Source organism: Streptomyces sp. NPDC000594, assembly GCF_040299965.1.
GTDB lineage: Bacteria > Actinomycetota > Actinomycetes > Streptomycetales > Streptomycetaceae > Streptomyces.
On record NZ_JBEPCY010000019.1, the window covers coordinates 101,918 to 125,282 of the forward strand.

General features: G+C 72.6%; 19 protein-coding genes. 8 read left to right on the plus strand and 11 right to left on the minus strand.

The features are described from left to right. Positions 1-12: 12 nt before the first annotated feature. From ABT354_RS24475 to ABT354_RS24490, 4 genes are all read right to left on the minus strand, one after another. Positions 13-285: a hypothetical protein gene (locus tag ABT354_RS24475; protein WP_351497343.1), complete on the minus strand. Its 273-nt coding sequence runs from the start codon at positions 283-285 to the stop codon at positions 13-15. A 112-nt stretch (positions 286-397) separates the two neighbouring features. Continuing rightward, positions 398-1,867 (minus strand): class I adenylate-forming enzyme family protein, encoded by a 1,470-nt coding sequence (locus ABT354_RS24480; protein ID WP_351497345.1) that lies wholly within the window; start codon positions 1,865-1,867, stop codon positions 398-400. Then, on the minus strand, positions 1,860-3,014 hold the full coding sequence (locus tag ABT354_RS24485; protein ID WP_351497347.1) for an acyl-CoA dehydrogenase family protein: 1,155 nt from the start codon (positions 3,012-3,014) through the stop codon (positions 1,860-1,862). Before ABT354_RS24485 ends, ABT354_RS24480 begins: the two co-directional genes overlap by 8 nt. Positions 3,015-3,084: 70 nt before the next feature. Then, on the minus strand, positions 3,085-4,839 hold the full coding sequence (locus tag ABT354_RS24490) for a nitroreductase family protein (RefSeq protein WP_351497349.1): 1,755 nt from the start codon (positions 4,837-4,839) through the stop codon (positions 3,085-3,087). A gap of 1,641 nt (positions 4,840-6,480) precedes the next feature. Between ABT354_RS24490 and ABT354_RS24495 the strand changes: the two genes are divergently transcribed. Beyond that, complete coding sequence (locus ABT354_RS24495) at positions 6,481-6,861, plus strand: immunity 51 family protein (protein WP_351497351.1); 381 nt, start codon at positions 6,481-6,483, stop codon at positions 6,859-6,861. 147 nt (positions 6,862-7,008) lie between these two features. Here ABT354_RS24495 and ABT354_RS24500 read toward each other — a convergent pair whose 3' ends face one another. Further along, on the minus strand, positions 7,009-7,941 hold the full coding sequence (locus tag ABT354_RS24500) for a ScbA/BarX family gamma-butyrolactone biosynthesis protein (protein WP_351497353.1): 933 nt from the start codon (positions 7,939-7,941) through the stop codon (positions 7,009-7,011). A gap of 201 nt (positions 7,942-8,142) precedes the next feature. Here ABT354_RS24500 and ABT354_RS24505 point away from each other — a divergent pair, with 201 nt between their 5' ends. Together ABT354_RS24505 and ABT354_RS24510 are read left to right on the plus strand one after the other, a co-directional pair. Beyond that, positions 8,143-8,820: a ScbR family autoregulator-binding transcription factor gene (locus tag ABT354_RS24505; protein ID WP_351497355.1), complete on the plus strand. Its 678-nt coding sequence runs from the start codon at positions 8,143-8,145 to the stop codon at positions 8,818-8,820. Continuing rightward, a complete protein-coding gene (locus tag ABT354_RS24510; protein ID WP_351497357.1) occupies positions 8,817-9,839 on the plus strand; it encodes an NAD-dependent epimerase/dehydratase family protein in 1,023 nt (340 codons plus the stop codon). Before ABT354_RS24505 ends, ABT354_RS24510 begins: the two co-directional genes overlap by 4 nt. Positions 9,840-10,235: 396 nt before the next feature. Here ABT354_RS24510 and ABT354_RS24515 read toward each other — a convergent pair whose 3' ends face one another. Together ABT354_RS24515 and ABT354_RS24520 are read right to left on the minus strand one after the other, a co-directional pair. Further along, positions 10,236-10,880: a TetR family transcriptional regulator gene (locus ABT354_RS24515; protein ID WP_351497359.1), complete on the minus strand. Its 645-nt coding sequence runs from the start codon at positions 10,878-10,880 to the stop codon at positions 10,236-10,238. Positions 10,881-10,983: 103 nt separating this feature from the next. Then, the gene (locus ABT354_RS24520) at positions 10,984-11,937 is read right to left on the minus strand and encodes a DsbA family protein (RefSeq protein ID WP_351497361.1); all 954 of its coding nucleotides are present in this window, start codon (positions 11,935-11,937) and stop codon (positions 10,984-10,986) included. 494 nt (positions 11,938-12,431) lie between these two features. On the opposite strand from ABT354_RS24520, the gene ABT354_RS24525 reads away from it, so the two are divergent. Continuing rightward, positions 12,432-13,589 carry an LLM class flavin-dependent oxidoreductase gene (locus tag ABT354_RS24525; RefSeq protein ID WP_351497363.1) on the plus strand — a complete coding sequence of 386 codons (1,158 nt, stop codon included), beginning with the start codon at positions 12,432-12,434 and terminating at the stop codon, positions 13,587-13,589. Positions 13,590-13,992: 403 nt separating this feature from the next. Here ABT354_RS24525 and asnB read toward each other — a convergent pair whose 3' ends face one another. Then, complete coding sequence (gene asnB, locus ABT354_RS24530; protein ID WP_351497365.1) at positions 13,993-15,900, minus strand: asparagine synthase (glutamine-hydrolyzing); 1,908 nt, start codon at positions 15,898-15,900, stop codon at positions 13,993-13,995. Between the two features lie 530 nt (positions 15,901-16,430). Between asnB and ABT354_RS24535 the strand changes: the two genes are divergently transcribed. From ABT354_RS24535 to ABT354_RS24550, 4 genes are all read left to right on the plus strand, one after another. Beyond that, positions 16,431-17,654, plus strand: a complete 1,224-nt coding sequence (locus tag ABT354_RS24535) for an MFS transporter (protein ID WP_351497367.1) — start codon at positions 16,431-16,433, stop codon at positions 17,652-17,654. Between the two features lie 361 nt (positions 17,655-18,015). Continuing rightward, the gene (locus ABT354_RS24540) at positions 18,016-19,305 is read left to right on the plus strand and encodes an MFS transporter (RefSeq protein WP_351497369.1); all 1,290 of its coding nucleotides are present in this window, start codon (positions 18,016-18,018) and stop codon (positions 19,303-19,305) included. Positions 19,306-19,379: 74 nt separating this feature from the next. Then, the gene (locus ABT354_RS24545; protein WP_351497371.1) at positions 19,380-19,817 is read left to right on the plus strand and encodes a hypothetical protein; all 438 of its coding nucleotides are present in this window, start codon (positions 19,380-19,382) and stop codon (positions 19,815-19,817) included. Continuing rightward, complete coding sequence (locus ABT354_RS24550) at positions 19,814-21,688, plus strand: tetratricopeptide repeat protein (protein WP_351497373.1); 1,875 nt, start codon at positions 19,814-19,816, stop codon at positions 21,686-21,688. Before ABT354_RS24545 ends, ABT354_RS24550 begins: the two co-directional genes overlap by 4 nt. 149 nt (positions 21,689-21,837) lie before the next feature. Here ABT354_RS24550 and ABT354_RS24555 read toward each other — a convergent pair whose 3' ends face one another. The 3 genes from ABT354_RS24555 to ABT354_RS24565 form a co-directional block, all read right to left on the minus strand. Continuing rightward, entirely contained in the window at positions 21,838-22,698 is an 861-nt protein-coding gene (locus ABT354_RS24555) for an endonuclease/exonuclease/phosphatase family protein (protein WP_351497375.1), read from the minus strand. 144 nt (positions 22,699-22,842) lie between these two features. Further along, on the minus strand, positions 22,843-23,019 hold the full coding sequence (locus tag ABT354_RS24560) for a hypothetical protein (RefSeq protein WP_351497377.1): 177 nt from the start codon (positions 23,017-23,019) through the stop codon (positions 22,843-22,845). Continuing rightward, on the minus strand, positions 23,007-23,294 hold the full coding sequence (locus tag ABT354_RS24565) for a DUF7848 domain-containing protein (protein WP_351497379.1): 288 nt from the start codon (positions 23,292-23,294) through the stop codon (positions 23,007-23,009). The genes ABT354_RS24560 and ABT354_RS24565 overlap by 13 nt, the downstream gene beginning before the upstream one ends. Positions 23,295-23,365 lie beyond the last annotated feature (71 nt).

The following is a 23,365-nucleotide window of genomic DNA, read 5'->3' on the forward strand; positions in this document are numbered from 1 at the left end:
TCCTCGCGGTCTTCAGGACTGGGCGGATCGGATGAACCGGGTGATGGAGTCGACCGACAGCAAGTGCTGGGGGTCGGCCTCGGGGTCGATGACCGCCCCGTAGCTCCGCTCCAGCGCCTCCATGAGGTTGATGTAGCCGATGGAGTTGACCCCGGCCCGGTCCAGGTCGCCGTCGGCGGCCCGCAGATCGGTGACGGTCACCACCTTCCCGGTGGCGATCTCCACCAGATGCTCGATCTCCGCGCGCAGCTCGGCGTCGCGGGCCTGCTCGGCCTGCTCGGTCATAGAGGGTGCCTCTCTTGTACGGACGTACGGACGTACGGGCTGTACGGGCTCTGCGAGCTGTACGGGCTTGCGGGCTTGCGGGCTGTACGGGCTGCGCTGCGGGCCGTACGGGTCAGGCGCGGCCGCGCGCGGTGTCCTGGACGATCTGTCGGAGTTCGGTGAGGCGGACCTTGCCCGCCGACGACCGGGGGATGGCGCCGAGGAAGGTGATCCGGCCGGGGACCTTGTACGGGGCGAGATGGCGGCGGCAGACGCCGACGACCTCGCCGCGCGTGGGCTCCCGGCTGCCCGCGAGGACCAGATGGAGGACGGTCTCGCCCCGGGTGTCCTCGTCGGCGAAGAGGACGCTGTCGGTGATGCCGTCCAGGGTGAGGACGACCTTCTCGATCTCGGCGGGGTCGACCTTGCGTCCGGCGAGGTTGATGGGGCCGCCGAGCCGTCCGGTGATGTGGAGCCGGCCGTCCTCGATCCGTCCCCGGTCGCCGGTGCGGTAGAAGCCCTCGTCGTCGAGGCGTTCCTCCAGTCCGCCGGGGAGGTTGAGATAGCCGCCGGCCATGGAGGCGGTACGGACCCTGACCTCGGGTTCGCCGTGCTCGTCGGGGACGATCCGCAGCTCGGCGCCGGGCAGCGGGGTGCCGAGTCCGGTGGGGTGCCCGGGGTCGCGTTCATAGGTGACAGGACCGGTCTCGGCGATGCCGTAGTAGTCGGCGATCCGGACGCCGTAGCGGCTCTCGAAGCCGGTGCGGACCTCGGGGGCGAGGACGGCGGCGGCGGAGACGGCCCGGGTGAGCCCGGCGAAGGCGCCGGTGTCGGCCTCGGGTGCCTCGGCGAGCAGCCGGTAGGCGAGGGGGAAGGCGACCAGCCGGGTGGCGTTCGAGCGGCGGGCCGCGCGGGTGATGCCGCCGGAGGTCGGCAGTCCCCGGTAGAGGTGGAGTTCGGCGCCGACGAGGAAGACGGGGAGGAGGGAGGTGTTGAAGGCGAGGCCGTTGGTGAAGGCGGCCATGCACAGCACCCGGTCGTCGGCGGTGAGTCCGGTGCCGGTGACCCAGTTGCGGGCGGCGCTGTGGACGGCGGTGTGGGAGAACTCCAGGGCCTTGGGGGCACCGGTCGTACCGGAGGTGAAACGGCAGGTGGCGGTGGTGGGCCGGGGGGCGGGCGCGTCCTCGGGGGCGCCCCCGTCGGCGCGGACGAGGGTGAGGGAGGAGCCGGGCAGCTCCTGCGGGGTGCCGGGCAGCGGGAAGGCGGCGGGCCGGTCGGTGAGGAAGGTCCCGACACCGCAGCCGGTACGGATGCCGTCGAGTTCGGCGGCGCCGAACTGGGCGTCGACCAGGAACGGCAGCCGTCCGGTGCGCAGCAGCGCGTAGTACGTGACCAGATACTCGGCGCTGTTGGCGGCGTGGACGGCGATCCGGTCCTCGCCGGGGCCGAGGAGGCGGTCGAGTCCGGCGGCGCGCTCCCGGATCCGGTCGGCGAGGGCGGTGTAGGTCAGGGCGGTGCCGTCGTCGACGACGGCGGTGCGCTCACCGTGGCGGGCGCAGGCGTCGAGCAGGACGTCGGCCAGCGGCCGGGTGTCGTCAGCCACGACGCCTCCCGGGGGTGGCGGCGATGGCGGGGGCGTCGAGTTCGGCGCGGCAGGCCATGGAGTGGTTGGCGACGGTGAGCATGGTGGTCTGGCTGCCGCCGGACATCCGGAAGCCCCGGGCCTGGGCGTGGGCGCGCAGGGATGTGCTGTCCCACATATAGCCGGCGCCGCCCTCCAGGTCGGTGCAGAGTCCGGCGAGTTCGGTGGCGCGTTCGACGCAGAACCATTTGAGTTCGGCGATCTCGGGGACGGTGCTGCCGCCCTCGGTGAGCCGCAGATAGGCCTCGGCGAGCCCGGCCTCCATGAGTTCCTGGTCGGCGCGGGCGCGGGCGAGCGCATGGGAGTTGACGGGCCAGCCGGCCAGCGGTCGGCCGCCGAGTTCGCGCCGGGTGGTGTGGGCGCGGATGTGGTCGAGGAGGGCGCGGTGGACGAAGGAGGCGTCGGCGGCGATGAGGAAGCGCATCCGGGACATGACGCGGTTCCAGCGCATGAGCTGGCTGATGCCGCGCCGGGAGATGACCCGGTCGGGGGTGACCCGTACACCGTCGAAGGCGATCTGGGCGGAGTCGATGGAGCGGGTGCCGAACTTGTCGTACACCTCGGTCACGCTCACGCCGGGTGCGGACTTCTCGACCAGGACGATGGCGGGCTGGCCGTCGAGCTGGACGCTGACGAAGCAGAGGTCGGCGGTGGCGCCGTTGACGACGAACTTCTTCCGCCCGGTGATCACCACACTGTCGTCGTCGGTGACGGCGACGGTGGGTTCGCCGGCGGAGGGGTCGGTGTCGCACTGGCAGGCGACGAGTTCCCCGGCGATGAGTCCGGGGAGGAAGCGGTCGCGGAGTTCGGCGTTCCCGGCGGAGATCAGCCAGTCGCCGGCGATCTCGTTCTGGACATGCATCCCGAGGGAGAGTCCGCCGTCCTGGACCCGGGCGATGGCCTCGCCGAGGACGAGGGCGCCCAGCAGGCCGAGGCCCTGGCCGCCGTGTTCGGTGGGGTGGGAGACGCCCATCAGCCCCCGGTCGGCGAGTTCGCGCCAGGTCTCCTTGCGGATATGGCCGCCGGGCCCGGTGCGCTGCTTCTCCAGCCAGTCGGGGGTGAGACAGTCGGCGGCCCGGCGGGCGAGCGCACGGTGGGCGTCGGTCATGTTCCGGGACAGAATGCTGTTGCTCAACATGGGGTGTCGGCACGCTCTCTCTGGTCGGCTCGGTGGGTGGTCAGACGCCGGACGCGGGGCCTCGGCCATGGCTGTAGGCGATGGGCGCCCGGTCCCACTTGACGGCGTTCGCGTCGGGCACCCCGCAGGCCAGCACGTAGATCACTTCCTCGTGGTCCGCCAGGAGCACCAGTTCGGCGACGAGGCCCGCGTCGAAGCCGCCGAGGCAGGTGATGCCGACGGTGTGCGCGGCGGCGGCCAGGCAGAGCCGCTGGGCGGCGGCGCCGGCGTGGAAGTGGAGTTCGGCGAGGCCCTGGTGGCCATGGGTGCCGAGGAGCGATTCGACCGGGGAGTGCAGGACGAAGAGGGCCGCCGCGTCGCGGACCACGCCCTGGCCCATGCAGGCGGCGACGACGGCCTCATCGGCGGCTCGGGTGGGAGTACGGCCGCCGAGCGGGAGGAGGGTGTGGCCGCCGGGGTCGTAGCGGTAGGCGCCGGGGTCGATGCCGTCGACGGTACGGGCGAGGACCCGCAGTCCGGCGACGGGGCCGTCCGCGCTGTCGAGGACCAGCTCATGGCGGAGTCCGGCGAGGACCCGGCCGAGGGCGGCGGCGCCGACGGGGGCGGGGAGGAAGCCCTTGGCGGAGTTACGGGAGAGGACCAGCTCCGGGTAGGCGGCGGGCGGCAGCCGGTCGGGGCCCCGGTCCAGCTCCAGCGGCGGGGCCGGGGTGCCGGTGCCGATACCGGTGGTACCGGGTGCGGTGGCGCCGACGGAGCGGGAGCGGCCGAAGGCCCGGGGGGTGCTGCGCCGGTCGCGGAAGGCGCTGATCGAACGGACCGAGTGCCAGGCGGTGGTCTCCTCGTCGCCGGGTTCGCGGTCCGGGGGGAGGTCGCCGTGGCGCCACAGGGGGACCGCGAAGGGGTTGGCGGCGGCTCCGTCACAGCGCCGGGGGCCGGTGCCGGGCGGAACGGCCGTCCGGGACGGGGCGGCCCCGGGCACCGGGTCGGCGAGGGCTATGAGCACCTGGGGCTCGCGGCAGCGGTCGGCGACACCGAGCAGCCGGGCGGCCTCATGGCGGTCGAACCGCAGATGGGTGACGGGGTCGAGCCCCGCGTACTCGGCGGCGAGGGCGACGCCGGTGGCGGCGTGGGCGCCGTCCAGATGGGTGTAGAGATAGCCTCGGCGGCCGTACTTGCGCATGGAGGTCCAGGGGCGGCCGATGACGGCGACCACGGCGAGCGGCGGGGCCACGCGGTCCGCCGGATCGGGGCCGTCCGACGGATCGGGGCCCTGCGCCGGGCCGGGGTCGTTCCCGTTCACCGGGCCCGAGCCGGGGTCAAGGTCAGGGGCAGGGCCAGGGGCATTGCCTGGGCCGGAGCCGGGGGCACTGCCGGGGCCGGATTCATTCCCTGGGCCGGGGGCGAGGAGCGCGGTGATCTCCTCCGTCGCGACCGGTCCGGCATGACGCAGACAGCAGCCCTCCGCGTCGTACTCGTACAGCTCATAGCGGTCGGCACCGCGTAATGCGACCGCTAATTCGAACGGGTAGAGCGCCCCGGCGGAGGGGGTGGTGCGCGCCCGCATCAGGGTCCTGCCCTTGGTGATGACGGCACCGGAGCGCTCGCCGTACCCGAGAGCGAGGACTTCGGCCACCGCCAGCCATGGTTCCAGGACGACGGGCTGCGGTGGAGGGGATGCTTCCGGGCCGGGGCCCGGGGCCGGCCCGGGTGTCGCCCGCAGCCGGGTCTCGTGCCAGAACCTCGCGAGCTGGGGGTCCAGGAGTTCTGTGAGATCGACGCCGCTTTTCGGGCCCATGTAATTCACTTCCCCCTGCGGCCGGCCGGGCGGCGCCCGTACGATTCACGGCCGACCGGCTGCCGGACTTCCGTGATCGCCCCGGGGCGTTGACGCCTGCACGTCTCCATGAGCTTCCTCCGCGATCTCCACCGATGTAAAGCAATTCAGGGGCTGCGCACGCTCAGTGGTAGGGGACTCCTTACGTCCACAGGGAATTCCCGCACCCGGACATGCCGAGGACGGCTCCGGGTTTCCCGATGATTTTTTGTCCCGTCCGGTGGCGGGCATGGCCGACCACCTGTGGAAGGGGGCGCACCGGCCGGTCACAGGGTCGGGCGGGCAGACCTCAATGGATCATTGGATCGCCCGGAGACGGTGTCACGGATGTTCCCGCGCGGCTGTCACCGGCCCGTTTCCCGGGTGGTCGGCCGGGTACGGGCACATCCGCAGGACAGGTGCGGTACGGGAGGAGGCGAGGGCCACGCCCGGCGGGGTGGTGGCGGTCGTCCTCAGCGGTGGGGGTTTCGCGCGGCGTCCTTGCCGCGGGTTTCCGCCCGGGAGCCCGGGGGGACCGGGTGGCGCGGAGCACCGGGTGGGTGGCCCGGGTATCCGCATCCGGCATCAGCAGGGAGAAATCCCCCGGCATACCAGGACATCAGCGGAGAAAGTCATCCCCAGCCCGAGGACGGGACGGTGACGCTCGCCTCCGAGTGGGAGGCTGGACACCTCTGTGCGCCGGCGGTCCGCAGACCATCGCGCGACCACTCGGCCGGGCCGGTGCCACCGGCCGCGACGATCGCGGGCACGGCGTCCGCCCGGTGGCGGATGGGGGCCGTCCGTCTCTCGGACGTACGGTTGGTGCTACTCATCTTTCGCCTCTCCAATTGCTATGCCACTAACGCTTGGATCCTGCGCACGCCCGGCCCACCGGAACCCTCGCCACAACGATGGACGGCGAAGGCGAAAAAGCCCGGTATACCGGTGTCGGAAAAATGAGTTGTGATGTACGGCGGACAGTGTGAACTGCAATCTTTCAGCATCCCGGCATCCTTCGGATGCCACGGTGCTTGCCGCGCCTTAACGGCCCGGAGGCAGAACGTCGGGTGAGTGGACCGGTGGATCGGACACCAGGACCCTTCCCATGTGAAATATGTGCCACACGCACTTCCGCCAAGACTCTAAAACATTGTCCCCGTACCATCAAAGATCAAGTTTCAGACACGGATTCAGTCATTTGCCAGGCGACGCTCATCATATGGGATTTCGCCTTGACAGTCGACGGGTGGGCTCGCTATTCGCATCGGTACACACTCGGCTCGGTGCTCGTTCCCGGTCCGCGTTCCGGGGCGGGTGAACCGGCGCACTGGACGGGACCAACGGTGAAGGGCACTGCGGCGGTCGCGACCGCCCTCACCGGCGCGACCTGCGCGGGTGGGGGCGCGAACGGCGCGACTTCGCCGTCGTCAACGCGGGCCGGCAGGTGATGAAGCCGTGATTCCGCCTCCTGCGCCGAGGGATGCCGGGCCGGGCGGACGGAGCGCCCCGGGTCGGCGTCACCCCGTCCCCGGAGCGTTCCGGCGGGCGCCGAGGCACTGTTTCGCGCCGCCGTCCGCCGTGCGCGGGGCGCCGCTGTCAGTGGCGGGATCTACTGTCTGCGCCATGAACGACGCAAGGAACAACGCCACGAGCGATCGTGAGGACCTCGCCCCGCTGCACCTCTTCGAATACGACCACCAGCCGGGTTCCTACTGTCTGATGCTCACCGACGACGCGATGGTGGCGACCCAGGAGATCTTCACCGCCCTGGGGTACGACGGCTGCGGCTACGGCTGGGCCGGCGTCGCCCGGTCCGTCCTCCACCACCGGGCGCCCGAGCTGGCGGGCCGGATGGGTTTCGACCCGGAGGCGGGGATGTTCGTCGCGTACGGGGATGATCCGGAGGCGCTGCGGCTGCTCGGCGTCCATCTGCGGCGGGCGCTGACGGACCGGGAGGCCCTGCGGGAGCTGATCGAGTCCGGGGAGCCGGACTGGTTCGACTGAACCGGACGCTCCGACGGGACGTCGGATATGTCGTGATCATGGCGCTGACCCCGGCTGATTCCGGCACCCGGCGGGGTGCTCACCGGGCGGGCCCGGCCGGACGCGTGACCTCGCGTCCGGCCGGGCCCCTTCGTATGACGGGCGCCGTCAGCCGCCGTGCGGACCGCGCCGGGCCGTCACGGTCGCCGTGAAGACCTCGTGGTCGTGCTGGACGGCGGTGACCCGGGTGGCCGACCGGTCACCGGGCACATCGCCGAGGGGCTCGGCCTCGATACGGCAGGGGGCGTCGAACTCCACATAGCGGAGGAAGCGGGTGTCCATGCCGGTGATGACCGCGAACTCCGGCTGGGCTGCGGCATGGGCGGCCTGCCGGGCGGCTTCGAGGAGCAGCATCCCGGGGGCGTGGTCGACGGGGTGGTCGAAGAGGACCGGATGGTCGAGGTCGACCCGGAGGAGATAGCGCCCCGGGGCGCCGCCGTCGGAGAGGACCACATCGCGCTCGCGGTCGCGCCCCACCAGCCGGGCGTCGAGCGGGGCGGTCGGCTCGGGGCAGCGGGAGAGGGCGTGGTCGAGGTCGGCGTAGGCGCCGCGCAGCCGGGAGTAGACGGCGGGCGCCTGGTTGGCGAAGCGGGTCACGGCGCTGCCGAGGACGACACCGTTGCGGGTGATGCCGACGTCCATGGTGAGGGCGGCGAGCCGGGAGGCGCGGCGGACGATGTCGAAGCATCTGACATAGAGCCCGAGTTCGGCCGGGGTGGCCGCCCCGGACAGGGCGTCCGGTTCGACGTTCCAGGCGAGGTGTTCCCAGATCTGCCGGTGGCCGAAGGGCGCGCCGTAGCCGAGGTGGCTGAGTAAGGGCACCACCTGGCGGACGGTCTCCGCGACCAGGAGGGGGTCGTGCGATCCCCGTACCACGTCGTAGAAGCTATGGGTCCTGGGCCACTGCGCGGTGAGGACGAACTCGTCGTCGGTGATCGCTTCGAAGCTGGTCAGCAACACCTCACTCTGGGCCGCTTTGTGCACATAGTGACGAGGGATCACTGTGGTGAGGTCGGCGAACTGCGTGGCAAGGAGTGTCATCTGCTTCTCTCCGGAAGACGTCGGCCGGCGCGAGCGCCCTACGGGAGCCCGTCGCCAACAGACACGGTCGTGAACAGGGAGAACTGTCGCGCCAGGCCCGGCGAGCATTAAGATAAAGGACGGTCGTTTTCTTTGTCGAGGAGTCAACGAGTGGTAAACAAACTGGCGCGTGGAACCGAACGGCCCCCTCAGGAGCGCGCGGTGAAGACGCGCCAGACGATCCTGCGTGCGGCGGCGGAGGTCTTCGACGAGGTCGGATTCAGTGCCGCCGCGGTCCGCCGGATCATCAAGCGGGCGCGGGTCACACAGGGCGCGATGTACTTCCACTTCGCCTCGAAGGAGGACCTGGCGCGCGAGGTGATGTTCAGCCAGGCGGACGATCTGGTGCTGCCCGGGGGGCCGGACGGTCTCCAGCGGCTGATCGACATCACCTTCTATCTGGCACGGGAGCTGCGGACCAATCCGGTGCTGCGGGGCGGGGTCCGGCTCGCCGTCGAGCAGGGTGCTTTCGGTATGCGGGAGGAGCGCCCGTACCAGCAGTGGGCGGATGTCTTCCAGGAGCAGCTGAACGCCGCCCGGGAGCGTGGTGAACTCGCCGACGCCGTCGATGTCCAGGAGGTGTCCTGGGTCCTGGTCAGCGCGTTCTCCGGGATGCAGCTGTTCTCGCAGATCACCACCGGCCGGGAGGACCTCCCGTACCGGATCTCCACGCTGTGGCGCTATCTGCTGCCGGGGGTGGCCTCCGGGAAGGCGCGGGAGTCGCTCCGGCTGGACCTGGACATGGACCAGGGCCGGGATCCGGACCCGGTCCCAGCCCCGGACGCGGACCGGGACCTGGACTCCCGGGAGCCCCATGAGGGGTCCGGGAGACCCCGGTGACCATCACGCTGGTCGGCGCGACCGGCTTTGTCGGGGGGATGGTCCTGCGGGAGCTGCTCGGGCGCGGGGCGCGGGTCCGGGCGATCGTGCGGACGGTTCCGCTTGGCCCCGCCGGGCCGGGCCACGCAGCCCCCGGGGAGCCCGGTTCGGTGGAGTGGGTACGGGGTGATCTCACCGATCCGGCGTCGCTGCGGGGGGTGTGCGCGGGCAGTGACGTACTGCTCCAGCTCGCCTCGTACATCGGTCCCGACACGGCCGTCTGCGAGGCGGTCAATGTACGAGGCACCGAGGCGGTGGTGAGTGAGGCCCGGCGGGCCGGGGTGGGGCGGTTGGTGCAGTTGTCGACCACCGCGGTGTACGGGACGGGACCGCACCGGGACATCGAGGTGGGCGAGGTCGAGCCGGATCCGGTCTCGGCGGCGAGCGCCTCCCGGCTGCGGGGTGAGCGTCCGGTCCTGGAGGCGGGCGGCACGGTGCTGCGGCCGGGGCTGGTCCTCGGCGCGGGGGACCGCTGGGTGGTCCCGGCGATAGCGGACGCGCTGCGGCGGGTCCCGGCGCGGTGGGACGGGGGGCGGGCGGTGCTCTCCCTGGTGGATGTGGCGGATCTGGCGCGGCTGATCGCGACGGTGGCGATGGGCGGGCCGCGCGAGGGGGACGAGGGGGGCCGGGAGGAAGCGCCGCAGGGGGCGTGGCAGGGGCTGCCGGGCGGGATCCACCACGCCGGGCATCCCCTGCCGGTGAGCATCGGCCGGCTGATCTCGGCGCTGGCCCGGTACGGGATCGTCCGGGAGCCCGAGGAGGAGTGGCCGCTGGGCCGGTGTCTGGCGCGGCTGGAGGCGACCCCGGGGTGGGTGAGCCCGCGTCAGTTCACGCTGCTGGCACAGGATCACTGGTACCGCAGCGAGCGGACCTGGCGGCTGACCGGGGTCGCCCCGTCCCCGGACCCCCTCGCGGGGCTGGCGGGCGCGGCCTCGTGGTACCGGGATTTCCTGCGGTTCGGGCCTTGCGGCCCGGTGTGAGCGGGTCCGTCCCGGAGCACACCCGTATCCCCCGCCCCTGTATCCCCGGGTGATCCGGCCCCACCGCTCACGACCCCGCGCCTCGGGCCCGGGTCGGGGCCGGCCCCGAAACCCCGCTCCTCAAACTCCCCCGGACTCCGTCCGGGGGGACCCCCACGAGGCTAGGTTTTCCGAGCGCCCCGGGCCCTGGTCGGGGGCCAGCCCCCGAACCCCTGCTCCTCAAACGCCGGAGGGGCTTGATTTTGAGGCCCCTGCTCCTCAAACTCCCCCGGACTCCGTCCGGGGGGACCCCCACGGGGCTGAACCACCTTCCGGTGGCACTGGGTGCCGCCGAGCCCAGCGGCCCGGGGACGGCCGCCGGACCCGTACCCCGAAAGGGCCCGCCGGGCCGGTGTGTCAGCGGGGGGCCGGGACGGTCGCGGGTTCCCGGGGCGGGGGGTCGTCGCAGGGGGCGGGCAGCAGGCCCCGGCGGGCGATGTCCCACAGCCGCAGGGTCCGGTCGAGGTCGGCGGCCGGGGCCTCCGGGCCGGGGGGCAGCGGCTCCGGGCCGCCGTCCCGGTGCGGCGGGCGGACGCCCGCGCTCCGGAGGAAGAGCGCGGCCAGCGCCGAGACCTCCTCCGGGGAGACCCCGGGCGGCAGTTCGCCCACCGCCCGGGACTCCTCCGCCAGCCGCAGCACCACCGGGTGCCAGACCCGGGACCAGCGGACCTCCCCCTGCGGATGCTCCTGCTCCAACAGGGCCGCGCTGCGCACCGCCGTGGAGCGGTGGGCGGCCCGCAGCACACCCGCCACCACGGCGGAGAGCCGCTCCAGCGGGGTGCCGACCCCGGCGAGCGCGTCGGCGACCGCCGCCTCCACCACCGTCAGCGCCTCGCTCACCACCGCGTCGGCCAGATCGCTCTTGGACTCGAAGTGGAAGGTGAGGGCCCCGGTGGAGACCTCCGCCGTCTGGGTGATGCGGCGTACCGACGTACCCGCGTAGCCACCGCGGCCGAACTCCTCGGCGGCGGCCCGGATGAGGGCGGCACGTGTGCGTGCCACCCGGTCCTGTTTGATCATTCTGCCTGTCCTCGTCTCCGGCTCCCTGGCCTCCCGGACCGTCCGGGTGACGGATCCTGAATACCGGAAGCCGGACATCCGCGTCTCAGTCACCGAGGGCGGCGAGGCGCAAATGCGGTCCCGCCTCGGCGGTGAGGCCGAGCCGGTCCAGGGTCCTGCCGTACAGCAGCCGGGCGTAGGTGTCGTCCGGCCGCTCCTCCACCAGCGGCCCGAGCGCCGCCCGCGCACGGTTGAGCTGCGCGGAGGCGAAGTACGCACGCGCCGCGAGCATCCGTACCCCCCGATCACCGGCGAACTCCTCCTGGAGCGGGGCCAGCAGGGTCAACGCCCCCAGTGGGTCCCGCTGTTCCATGAGGGATTCGGCCCAGCGCATCCGGGCGACCTCCGCCGGGAGCGCGGCCCGGGGCGCGCCGCCGTCCAGGAACTCCCCGATCGCCTCCGGGGACTGGGCGCCCGCCAGCGCCCGGTCCCCGACCACGAGCGAGGGGGAGGTACGGACCTTGCGCGCCTTGCCCTGGAGCAGCAGCTCGCGGACGAGCCCTTCGCCCGCGCCGCCCGCGAGCAGTGCGGGGCCCTCGGGGAACCCTCCGGCGAGGGCGGCGTCCCGCAGCACGGCCGGGTCGCCGATGTTCCGGCCCTCGATGAAGTACGCCCGCAGCACGGCCTCGGCGACCGCGCCCTGGACGGCGGCGCCCGCGCGCTCATGGGCGAGGGCGATGAGGCGGTGGGCGTCATGGCTGCTCACCCGCCAGCCCGCGCCCCAGCGGCGGCCGAGCCCCTCCGCCGCCGCGACCTCGGAGATCCGTACCCGGTTCTGGGCCGGGGTGAGTCCGGGGGCGCAGGCGCGCAGGGCCTCGTCCATGAGGGGGTCGCGCAGGGCCTCGTCCAGCGGGATCGCCTCGGCGGGGGCGGTCGGATCGATACGGAACGGGCGCCAGACCACCTCGGCGTCCGGGCGGTCCGCGAGGGCCCGCTCCAGGCGGCGCTTGCCGATGAAGGCCCACGCACATACGACATCTGCCCAGATCTCGATTCGCATGACCAGAACGATAGACGACTGGCGTTGGTTAGGCAACATCTGTTGTTTAGTTGGTTCGACCGGGTGCTCTCCCAGGTTGCCGGGGGGCGGGCCGGCGGCCAAGACCCGTCAGGGGTGCCCGATCGGGTATTGCGGACGGGGCCGTTCCGGCTGGCCGCTCGGGGGCCCGCTCTGGGGATTGCCGGGGCCCGCGCCCCGGGCGGAAGGTGTGGGCGTCGGACCGAAGCCAGGCCGACTTCCCGACCCGGCCACCGTGCGCGACGGCCGGCACCCCCCACGGACGGCCGTGGAGTGGACGGTCCGGAGCAGGAGCCGGCCGGGCCGTCCACTTCTCAGCTCCCCCGGCCCACCCGGTCGACAGCCTTCATGTCCCCATGTCCCCATGTCCTCATGCCCCGCGCCCCGCGCCGCTCTCCCCGCGCCCCGCGCCGCTCTCCCCTCCCCCCTCTCACGCTCCGGACCGTCCGTCACTCCTGACTCCTGAGGAGACACGCATGACCACCGCCACCACGAGCATCGGCTTCGGGGCCTTCATCTCCCCCCTGCACCCGCCGGGCGAGGCACCCGACCTCCAGATGTGGCGTGATCTGGACCTGATCTCCTGGCTCGACGACCTGGGCCTGGACGAGGTGTGGGTCGGGGAGCACCACTCCGGCGGCTGGGGCACGATCGCCTCGCCGGAGGTCTTCCTCGCCGCCGCCGCCGAGCGCACCCGGCGCATCCGGCTGGGCACCGGGGTGGTCAGCCTCCCGTACCACCACCCCTTCCACGCGGCCTCGCGGCTGGTGCAGCTGGACCATATGACCCGGGGCCGGGTCCTCTTCGGTGTGGGCTCCGGCTCCTCCCCGGCGGACGCGCACATGATCGGCGTCGAGCCGTCCGACACCCGGCGCATGACCGGGGAGGCGCTGGATGTGATCATGCCGCTGCTCCGCGGCGAGGTGGTGACCCGCTCCACCGACTGGTTCACCCTGCGGGACGCGCGGCTGCATCTGACGCCGTACTCGCCCGGGTTCGAGGTGGCGATCTCCAGCGCCTCGTCGCCGGTGAGCATGCGCTTCGCGGGGGCGTACGGGCTGAGCCCGCTCTCCTTCGGCGCGCCCGTCCCGGGGGCTCCCCTCATCGATCTGGCGGCCCAGTGGGCGCATGCCGAGAAGGCGGCGCGGGACGCGGGGCGGGCCATGGACCGCCGGGACTGGCGGATCGTCCTGCCGGTCCATGTCGCCGAGACCACCAAGCAGGCGTACGCGGATGTCCGCGAGGGCTTCCAGCGGTTCGCGTACGGGTACTTCCGCGACACCCTCGGGCTGCCGGTCGAGTTCCCCGGGGTGCCCTCCGGTGAGGAGATCGCGGCGATGGCGGAGTCGGGCGCGGCGATCGTGGGGTCCGTGGAGGACTGTGTGGCGGCCGTGGAGCGGCTGGCCGAGCGGACCGGCGGCTTCGGACGGCTGCTGGTCGCGGTGAACGACTGGGCCCCGCGGGAGCAGACGCGGCGCAGCTTCGAACTCCTGGCCCGCTATGTCGCCCCCCGGTTCGACGGGCGGCTGCGGAGTGTGGAGGGGTCGGCGCGCTGGGTCCAGGAGAACCGTTCGGCCTTTGTCGGCAAGGCGGTCGCGGCCTTCCAGCGGGCGGCCTCCGGCACCGCGGTCTGAGCGATGGGCCTGCGGCGGCTCCGCTCCCGGCTCACGACCCGTTTCCGAACCGGTTGGCGGGCCTCGCGGTCCCCTTCACGAACCCGGGTCCGGGCCAGGGCCCGGACCCGACTCAGGGCGGCGGCGCTGCGCTGCCTGCTCTGACCAGGGATTATCGGCACCGGTCGGCTGCCCTCGACCGGTTGCCGCACCTCCGTACACCCTCGTGACGGCCGGGACAGAGGCGCCTTGACGCGCGCCCTCCCGGCCTTCTTCATGTTGCGGCGCCACTGTTGGTGGAGGCCCCGACGGTTCCGGCCCGTCGGGGCAGCAGGAGCAGCAGGAGCAGCAGGAGCAGCAGGAGCAGCAGGGTCGGGGTAGGTCAGTGGTCAGTGGTCAGTGGTCAGTGGTCAGTGGTCAGTGGTCAGTCGAGGGTGACCGTCGGCGCGTACAGGTCGATCCACGCGGACAGTTCCAGGACGCGCTCCAGACCGTGCCGGGTCGAGATGTCCATCGCCGCCGGGTCCATGGCGACGGCGCGGTTCAGCCAGCCGTCGTCCACCATGGCGAAGAGCGTGTCGTTCCGCTCGGCGGCGACCTGCTTGGCCTCCTGCTGGAGGGCCTGCTGGTAGAAGGGGTCCTGGGTGGAGGGGTAGGGGGCCTTCTTGCGGTCGGCGACCGACGCGGGGAGCAGATCACGGACGGCGGCGCGCAGCAGGCTCTTCTCCCGGCCGTCGAAGGTCTTCAGGCTCCAGGGCGTGTTGAAGACATACTCGGTCAGCCGGTGGTCGCAGAAGGGCACCCGCACCTCCAGGCCGGTGGCCATGCTCATGCGGTCCTTCCGCTCCAGCAGGGACGGCATCCACCGGGTGAGGTTGAGATAGCCGATGCGGCGCATCCGGGCCTCCAGGCCGTCCTCGCCGGGGAGCCGGGGCACCTCGGCGACGGCGTCGGCGTACCGGTCCGCCTGGTACTCGGCGAGCCGCAGCCGTTCCCTGACCTCGGGACGCAGCAGCTTCAGCGCCCGCTGTTCGGCCTCGCCGAAGAGCGCGGTCCAGGGGAAGGTCTCGGCGGCGCGGGCGGCGGGGTGGTGGAACCAGAGGTAGCCGCCGAAGAGTTCGTCGGCCGCCTCGCCGGAGAGGGCGACGGTGGAGTGCTCGCGTACGGCGCGGAAGAGGAGGTGGAGGGAGAGGTCCATGTCGCCGTGGGGTCCGGGCAGATCGCGGGCGCGTACGGTGGCGCGCCGCACGGCGGGGTCGGCCAGGGCCCGGGAGTCGAGGACGATGTCGTGGTGGTCGGTGCCGACATGGGCGACGACCTCGCGGATGAAGGGCGCGTCCTGGGTCTCGCGCAGTTCCGTCGTACGGAAGGTGGTGGAGCTGTCGGCGAAGTCGACGGAGAAGGTGCGGACGCGCTCGCCGGATCCGTCCCGCCGGGGGTCGGTGGAGCGCTCCCGGCCGGCACCGGTGGACTGTTCGCGCCGCAGGCCCCGGGCGGTGAGTCCGGCCAGTGCGCTGGAGTCCAGTCCGCCGGAGAGGAGGAGGCAGCGGGGTACGTCGGCGACCATCTGGCGGGTGGCGATGTCCTCCAGCAGCTCCCGTACCCGGGCGACGGTGGTGTCCCGGTCGTCGGTGTGCTCCTGGGCCTCCAGCCGCCAGTAGGTGTGGGTGCGCTGCCCGGAGCGGTCGTGGACGAGGTAGGTGCCGGGGAGCATTTCGCGCATCCCGCGCCAGACGGCCTCGCCGGGGGTACGGGTGAACTGGAACATCTCGCGGAGCCCGGCGGCGTCCACGGTGCGGTCCGCCTCCGGGTGGGCGAGCAGGGACTTGGGTTCGGAGCCGAAGAGGATGCCGTCCGGGGTGGGGACGTAGAAGAGGGGTTTGACGCCGGCCCGGTCGCGGACGAGGAGCAGCCGCTCGGCGCGGGAGTCCCAGAGGGCGAAGGCGAACATGCCGTTGAGCTTCTCGACGCAGGCGTCGCCCCATTCGGCGTAGGCCCGCAGGACGACCTCGGTGTCGCTGCGGGTGGTGAAGGCATGGCCCCGGCCGACGAGGAGTTCGCGCAGCTCGCGGTAGTTGTAGACCTCGCCGCTGTAGGTGATGACCAGTTCGTCGCGGGGGCCGCCGCCGGGGGCCCGTACCGCCATGGGCTGGCGTCCGCCGTCCAGGTCGATGATGGCGAGCCGGCTGTGGGCGAGGGCCGCGTGGGGTGAGGTCCAGACTCCGTTGGCGTCGGGGCCCCGACAGCTGAGGGTCGTGTTCATGGCGTCGACCGTGTCCCGGTGGTGGGTCAGGTCATGGGCGAAGGACACCCATCCGGTGATACCGCACATGGGGTGGCTTACCTCCAGGGGTCGGCGGCCGTACACGGGGGGGCACCGCGCGACGGCGGGGTGGGCGGTACGCGGGGCGCGGCACGGCGCGGCGCGGGCGTCCGGCGGGAACACCGGTCCGCCGGATCGTACGGTCGTTCACCCGGCGGGCCCGAGCCCCGCCGGAGCGCACGAAAGGGGGTGCCCGTTCGTGCGGTGGCGGGGCCCGTTCGTGCTGGTCGTCCGGGTCTCCGGTACGGGGGTCAGCGCGTGCGACGCTGCGCGTGCGCGCCCTCCATGGCATGCCGGGCGCCTCGACCCTGGGCCGTACCGGGCGCCTTGGCTCCGGGTTGTGCTGGGACGCCGTGCCGGGCTCCTCGGCTTCGGTTCATACCGGGACCGGGACCGGGACCGGCGCCTCGTACACCCGACCGCGCCGGGGCGTCCTCCCGTACACCCAACTATCCAACACATGTTGTCTAAGCATCACTCGTTGGCTACTCTGATGTCCGACGGCCGGTGGACGGGCCGCTCGACTCCCCCTATCTGACATGAGGTCGAACGCCATGGGACCCTGGCTCGCACCGCTGGTGCTGGCGCTCTTCACCTTCGGCACCGCGGACTTCGTGGTCGCGGGCATCCTCCGGGAGCTGGCCGACGGCCTCGACACCAGCGAGGCCGCCGCCGGGCAGCTGGTGACGGTCTACTCGATCGTCTACGCGGTCGCCGCGCCCCTCGCCGCGGTCGTCACCACCCGCGTCGCCCGGCGCACCCTCGCCGCGTACTCCCTCCTGCTGTTCATCGCGGGGAACGTCATCGCCGCGACCGCGCCCTCGTACGAGGTGCTGATGGCCTCCCGGGTGCTCAGCGCCGTCGCCGCCGCCGCGGTCACGCCCATGTGCTTCGGCGCGGCGGGCACCCTGCCGCCACCGGGCCAGCGTGGCAAGGCGCTCGGAATGCTGAGCGGCGGCATCATGCTCGCCCAGCTGCTCGGCGTGCCCATGGGCACCTGGCTGGGCGGCACCTGGGGCTGGCAGGCCGCGTTCTGGATGTGTGTGGTCCTCGGCGTCGTCGTCCTCGTCAGCATGCTGACCCTGCTGCCCCGCCTCGACCCGCCGCCGCCGATGGGGCTGCGCGAGCGGCTCGCCCCGGTCACCCAGGGGCCTATCCTGCGCGGTCTGAGCGCGATGATGCTGCTCTCCGCCGGAAGCATGATGATGATGACGTACATCGCCCCCATCAGCGAGAAGGCGAGCGGCGTCGACACCAACGGCATCGCGGCGCTGTTCATCGCGGCGGGTCTGGCGGGTGTGGTCGCCACCCAGATCGGCGGGACCGCCAGCGACAGGCTCGGCGCGCTGCGTACCGTCACCATCGGCGCCACCACGCTGGTCGTCGCGATGGTGGGGCTCTCCTCGGCGGTCGTCTGGGGCGACGCCCCGTTCTGGACCCTGATCCTCGTGGTGATGGTCATGGCCTTCGGCATCGGCATGCTGAACCCGCCGCTCAATGTCTGGCTGCTGAGCCGCTCGGGCAACTCCAGCAATGAGGTGATGGCGCTCAACGCGAGCGTGATGTACCTGGGCACCTCCCTCGGCGGAGTCGCCGGCGGGGTGCTGCTGAGCGGCTCGGGGGCGGTGGGGCTGCCCATCCTGGCGGTGGTGGAGACGATCCTGGTCGTCCTGCTGGTCGCCACGGCGGGGCGGAGCGGTGACACGTCCGACCCGTCCTCCGGGGGCGGCAGCAAGTCGGCGCTTCCGGCCCAGGCGCACTGAGACCGCGCCTGCGGGCGTACGGACACGGCGACCCCGGGCCCCACGGCCGCCCGGGGTCGCCGTACCGCTTGTCCGGTCGTATCGCTTGTCCGGTCGTATCGCTTGACGGCTGTACCGCTTGTCCAGCCGTACCGGGTCGCCGTACCGCTTGACAGGCCACCCAGGCCGCCTGGGTCACCCGCCACCCGCCGCCGGTGACCTGGGCAGTCGCGCGAAAAGGGGCTGGTGCCCCCCTCCCACCCCTGCTAGATTCGCGCTCATGTTCCTTCTCTTGGCATAGGCACGCCCGACCCCGCGACCGCGCATCGCGCTCGCGGCACTTCGGCGTCCCTTTTTTCCGCCTCGATCGAGGAACTTTTTCATGTCTCAGCCCGTTGTCGGGCGGCCTTCGTATGCCGCCGTCCTGCGCCTGCCCCACGCCCGACGCACGTTCGGTGCCGCCTTGGTGGGGCGGCTCTCGTACGGAATCGTCGCCCTGTCCGTGATGCTGGCGGTGACCCGTTCCACCGGCTCGTATGCCGTGGCCGGCACCATCATGGCGCTGTTCGGCGCCACGAGCGTCCTGCTCTCCCCGTTCCGGGCGGCCCTGGTCGACCGCCATGGCCCACGCCCCGCACTGCTGCCGATGGCGCTGCTCTACGCGGGTCTCCTCGGCGCCCTCGCGGCGGCCTCCTGGCGCCCCGGCACCTCGGCCCTCCTCCTCGGCGTTCTGGCCGCCGCCGCAGGTGCCGCGACACCGCCGCTCGGCCCCTCGATGCGCGCCATCTGGCGGGAACTCACCGACGAACCCGCCCTGTTGCAGAGGGCGTTCAGCCTGGACGGCGTCGCGGAGGAGATCCTGTTCGTCTCCGGTCCGCTGCTGGTCGGCGCCCTGGTGCAGATCGCGCACCCGGCCGCCGGAATCGTGGCGAGCGCGCTTCTCGTGGCGGTGGGGACCTGCGCGTTCGTCCTGTCACCGGCCGTACGGGACGTGCGCCCCGCCACCGCCGACCCGACGGCGGCCGCCCCTTCCCCCGCGCGGGGCAAGGGCGCACTGCTGCTGGGCCCGCCCATCGTGGCCGCCGGGGTCGGGCTGGCGCTGGGCGCCATGGATCTGCTCGTCCTCGCCTTCGCCGCCCAGCAGGACCACGGCGACTCGGTGGTCGCCTGGATCCTCGCGGCCCTCTCGGCGGGCAGCGCGGCCGGCGGGCTGCTGAACGGCGCCATCAACTGGCGCATCAGCACCCGGGTGCGACTGCCGCTGCTCACGGTCGGCCTGGCCCTCGCCCTGGCCGCCGCCGGACTCGCCCCGGGGCTGGTAACCCTGACCCTGGCCGTGGCCTGCGCCGGCTTCTTCGTGGCACCGGCCCTGACCACGGCCTATCTGCTGGCGGACGAGACCGCGTCCCCGGCCCGCCGCACCCAGGCGGGCGCCTGGGTGAACACCGCCGTGAACGCGGGCATCTCCATCGGCACCGCAACGGCGGGCCTGCTGGTGGCCCAACTCCCCCTGGGCCTCTGCTTCGCCCTCGCGGGCGGCATCACCCTCCTGTCGGCCCTGGCCTGCACCGGCCGCCGGGCCCCGTCCTCGGTGAGGAGCACTCCGCCGTCTGTCCCGTCGTCCATCCCCGTGGCGGTCCCGACGGCGTCCGACACCTCCCGGGCGGTCTGATCACCCGGCCCGTGGAAGGCTGCCGAACCATGGTTCGGGCGACTTGGCTCCGCTGACTGGGCCACTATGAAGACATGGCGATGTGGCAGCGCGTGTGTTGGTGGGGGCTGGCTCTGCTGGGGGCCGGTGCGGGGGTGGGGCTGCTGGTGTGGGTGACGGTGTCGCACCCCGAGGGGTCCGCGCAGGGCTGGGGCGTCGTGGGCGCGGTGGCGGGGTTGATCGCGGCCGGGGCGGCGTTGTGGCAGTTGCGGGTGGCGGCCTCCGCCACCCCGGCGCCGGCTCCGCCCCCGGCGCCATCGCCGTCGACGGCACCGGTGGTCGCGGAGCGGGGGGCGATCGTGGCGCAGGGAAACGTGACCCGTTCCTCGACCAGGTACATCGGCACACCCCCTGCGGCGCACTCCCCCGGCACCTCGGGGGCGGCAGTTGGCCCGGACGGGCTGGTGGGCCGGGACGGCGCGATCGTGGCCGGCGGTGACATCGAGGACTCGAACACGGAGTACCGTTCGTGATCGGAAAGCGCGCTCCTTCGCCGGAGCCGCCCGAGGTGCCCGCGCCCCTCCAGGGCACCCATGGTGCGATCGTCGCGGGCGGCGACATCAGCAACTCGGTGACCCAGCACATCGAGGCACAGCAGGCGTTCGTGCTCTCCCCCGACGCGCACGGCCCGATCCCGGCCGACGCCGCAGGTCACGGGGTGTCGAACATCCCGGCCACCGTCGCCGGGGGATTCGTCGGCCGGACAGCCGAGCTGGCGGCCCTGGACGAGGCGTTCACCGGCCCGGGAGAGGTTCTCGTCCAGGCGGTGCACGGGCTGGGCGGGGTCGGGAAGTCGGCGCTCGCCGCGCGGTGGGCCGCCGGGCGGCACGAGACGGTGCGGTGGTGGGTCACCGCCGACACCGCGCCCTCGGTCGACGCCGGGGTGGCGGCGCTGGCCCGGGCCCTTCAGCCCGGTCTGGCCGGACTCCCCGTCGAAGTGCAGACCGAACGCGCGATCCGGTGGCTCGCCGACCACCCGGACCGGTGGCTGCTGGTGCTCGACAATGTTGAGGCAACCGCCCACATCCGCCCGTTGCTGGACCGGATCCCCGGCGGCAGGATGCTCGTCACCACGCGGCTGGCCAGCGGATGGCACCGCCATGCCACCATTGTGCGGCTGGGCGTACTCGACCCGGCCGACGCGGTCGAGCTGTTCACCCGCATCCTCACCCAGCACGGACCACGCGACCGCACCGGTGCCGACGCGGTCTGCACCGAGCTGGGACAGCTCGCTCTGGCGGTGGAGCAAGCCGCCGCCTACTGCGCCGAGACCGGCACCACCCCGGGCACCTACCTGGACCGGCTCGGCTCCTGGCCCGCGACGATGTACGCCGCCACCGCCGAGGGCGGCGACTCGGCACGCACCTGTGCCCGCATCTGGCGCCTCACCCTGGACCGCGTCGACACCACCCCGCTCGCCGGGGACCTGTTGCGCCTGCTGGCCTGGTACGCCCCCGACCGCATCCCCCGCGACCTCTTGGGCCCCCTGGCCCCACCCCCCGAAGTCGACGCCGCGATCGGCCGGCTCGCGGCCTACAACATGATCACCGACAACCACGACGACACCCTCACGGTGCACCGCCTGGTCCAAGCCCTCGCCCGCACCCCCGACCCCGACGACCCCCACCGCCAGGCCGACGACCTCGACCGGGCCCGGGACGGCGCCGCGCGACTCCTCGCCACGGCGTACCCCAGCGACGCGGAACACCCCGCGAACTGGCCCCGGTACCAGGCGCTCCTCCCTCACACCGACGCTCTCGTCAGCCATCACACTGGTGAACACGACACCACTGACACCGCCCACGTCCTCGACCGGGTCGCCACTTACCGGCAAGGCCAAGGCACACCAGCCCTGGCCGTACCAGCCTTGCAACGCGCACTCGCCGCACGGAAGCGGGTACTGGGCAAGGACCACCCGGGCACGCTCACCTCACGTAACAACCTCGCCTTGGCGTATCAGTCAGCGGGCGACCTGGACCGCGCCATCCCCCTGCACCAGGCAACCCTCACCGACGCCGAGCGAGTCCTGGGCCAAGACCACCCGAACACGCTCAGCTCACGTAACAACCTCGCCTTGGCGTATCAGTCAGCGGGCGACCTGGACCGCGCCATCCCCCTGTACGAGGCAACCCTCACCGCGCGGGAACGGGTCCTAGGCCAAGATCACCCGAAAACGCTCACCTCACGACGCAACCTCGCCGTGGCGTACGCGTCAACGGGTGACCTGGACCGCGCCATCCCCCTGTTTGAGGCAACTCTCACCGACGCCGAGCGGGTCCTGAGCCAGGGACACCCCTTCATTGAGAAGGTGCGTTTGAACTTGGAGCGTGCGCGATCCGCGTAGCAGAGGGCTGTTGGTGTGCCGTCGATTGTCCCGAGGGGGCCGAGGGGCCTTCCCCAACGGTCCACGTCCGCAGCCGGTCGCAGGCACCCCGCCAGTTGCGTCGATCACCCGAATGAGACGGCCTCGAACCGTCGGCGAGCCCCGCAGACCTACTCGGTGACCGTCTGGAGGTCAGCGTCGAGGACGGTGGGGAGGTGGTCGCTGGCGTCGCGTGCGCTGGGTGTGTCGTGGGTCCCGTACACCTTCGGGGTGAAGCCCCGGTGGAGGATGTGGTCCAGGGTGAGGGGGACCTTCTCGTTGTCGTACGCGTAGCCGACCGTGGGCTCTCGCCAGGTGCCGAGGTGGGCCTGGGGATCGCACCACCCCGATGCGAGGAGCACCTGGAGTGCGCGCCGGTCCATGCCGCCGAACCGGCCGTTGTCGGTGAGGTGCCGGTAGCGGGCGTGGAGGTTGCGGGGGATCGCGGCCCAGTCGTCGGGGTCCTGGTCGTGGATGCCGGAGCAGTTGAGGTCGCCGAGGAGGAGGGCTCGGTCGGGGGCGCCCGGGAAGGGGCCTGCGTGGTCGGTGAGCCACTGGGCCTCGCGCAGTCGGCTCTCGCCGTCGGTGTGGGTGAGGTGCGTGGCGAGGGCCAGGAGGTCGAGGCTGTCGTCGTCCCCGGCCTGCACCGGCCGCAGCCGGCCGTGGATCAGGGCGTGGTGGAAGACCCCGACCCCGGTGGTGCGGCGGCCGAGGAGCCTCAGCCTGGAGGGCCGGTACAGCAGCGCGGTGTGGTTGCGGCCGTCACCGATCCCGTCCCGGACCATCGCCACCGGGTTCATCTCCAGGGCGCGGCACATCCAGTGCAGACGGCGTTCCTCACCCTCGTCCCAGAAGGTGCATTCCTGGAGCGCGAGCACATCGGGCGCCAGGTCCGCGAGGATGTCGGCCTGCTGGTGGAAGCGCCGCTCGGAGGGGCCGTCGATGCCGCCGCAGCGCAGATTCCAGGTGACGGCACGCAGACGTACGGACATGGATGTCCCTTCAGGTGGATTGGGGGCCCGCGCGGGCGGCGGTCCTGGTCACCCGCCCCCTCGCCGCCGGGCCCGGGGCAGGTGCGTCCGGCACCCGAGGGGGCGGGCGGGTCCCGCCCGTGCGGTGGGCGGGGGTTCAGGGAGTCAGCTCCGGGGCTCCGTGTCGGAGCGCGCCCAGGTGGTGCCGGTGTACTCGTGGACGTGATCCCCTCCGTGGTCCGGATCCCGCTCCGTGCAGAACCTCTTGGACCGGTCCGGGTGCAGCTCACCGCAGAGCGCGAGCACACGCTCGTACCGCGTCAGCTCCGTCAGCCGGACCACGACACCGGCCCCCCGGCCCCCGCCGGACCGGCATCGGCGTCCACCATGTGCAGCAGCTCCGTCGTCACCTGCTGGAACTCCCGGTGCCCGGTGAGCCGGGCGTGCCCCAGCACCCACCCGGCGAACTCCCCCAACGGCGGCCCAAGAGGCGACTGCGCGTCGCACCCGGCGCACTGGATCACCCGTACGGTCGGCGCCCCGTCCACCGGGGAGAGCCCCGGCCCTCCGGCAACGGCGGTCGAGGGACCGGTGGGTGTGTCGTGTGTCGTGCTCATCCCTGGCTCCGTCCGGGAGAACGATCGGTGTCATCCCGGACGGTAGGGCGCAGGGGGTGGGGCCATGGGTA